The sequence below is a fragment of the Streptomyces sp. PA03-6a genome, from assembly GCF_033792765.1.
GTDB lineage: Bacteria > Actinomycetota > Actinomycetes > Streptomycetales > Streptomycetaceae > Actinacidiphila.
In genome coordinates, this window is the sequence record NZ_JARAVK010000560.1 from 1 (window position 1) to 1,300 (window position 1,300).

Sequence of the window (1,300 nt, forward strand, 5' to 3'; positions counted from 1 at the left end):
AGGCGGTCACCGACCCCCGCAACACCACCCCCGGCACCAGTGACGGGGGCCGGATGTTGGGTGGTGACGTTGCCAGGGGCGCCGTCAGCCCCGACGGCCAGCCCCACACCACCGCTGCCGCGGCTGGCATCACCGAAAACCGCAGCCCCGGCAGTACCTCCGCCGCTGACAGGGGAGGCAGCCGGGTCAACAAACGCCAGAGCAGTCAGCACCTGCTCATATTCCGCACTGCCCTTCTCAAACCCGTCCCGCAATTCCTCCAGGACCTGCCGCTTCTGCGCCTGGTCATCCACCAGCGCCATCCCGACAATGGGGCCCCGCCGCGAACCGGACGACTGGCCACCCGCCGCCCCAGAACCTGACCGCGCATGTTCCCTGGCCACTTCCCGAATGGTGGCCACGACGAGCGCTCCCTGCGACCAGTTTTCGGGCTTCGGGTTGGGAGCCTTATCGAGGATATCGAGGATATGGGCTGCCGCCACAACTCCCCAGTCACGGTAGGTCCAGCCCGCAGTGCTTTCCGAGCGGCCAAACAACCCACCGGACAGGGTCTTGCGGACCAGGGCTTCCACAGCGGCTTTCTCATCGACCGATCGGCCCACCCATCTGAGAGCGAAGACATCCACGCCCCTGTCACGCAGCTCGCGGCTAACCCGAATAAGGTGGGCGACCGCCGCAGGCACGTAGCTTTCGCGGTTCGCACGCAGATCCTCATCCAGCGACCGGAAGGCCTCACTGGGCAGACGCTGGCCGTAGCGGCGAGCTGCCTTCGCGGCTTGCAGCATCTCGAAATGCTCGCTGGACATCCCAGGGGTACGGCCGTAGAGGTACGACTGCTTCGCCGCTTCCAGCGCCCGGTCGTACTCGTGGAACATCCGATCGTTATAGGTGCGGGCAAAGTACTTCACGACGTCGAGCATGACCGCCTCATCGTGACGAGCCGCAGAGAGCGTACCCCAGTCACGGTCAGTCCACCGCGCGGTGTGTTCCGCGCTGACCCACTTGTGAGCGAAGCGTGCGACAGCAGATCGTTCACTTTCCAGCCGGGCCGCCCACTCCAGGACGAAGATATCCACACCCGTCCGCTGCAACTCGCCGCCGGATTGGAAAAGTCGGGTGGCCACGAGGCCCGGGTCCTCATTCGGCGTTCGATAAACCAGTGCTCTGCCGAAGACCCCCACAGCCGTGTACCCCAGCACGCGAGGAGCCGGCGGGTGGGAGGCCGACGGCCATCCCCGGGAATTGCGCCGGTCATCGCGTTCGTACGCCGCCCTCAGCGCCCTGTTGGAGGCTTCCAGCA

The 1,300-nt window shown here is 66.0% G+C and carries 1 protein-coding gene; it reads right to left on the reverse strand.

Features of this window, described 5'->3' with window-relative positions:
* Positions 1–1,124, reverse strand: a 1,124-nt coding sequence (locus tag PV350_RS46600; protein WP_500339310.1) for a hypothetical protein, incomplete at its 3' end; no start/stop codon positions are given.
* Positions 1,125–1,300 lie beyond the last annotated feature (176 nt).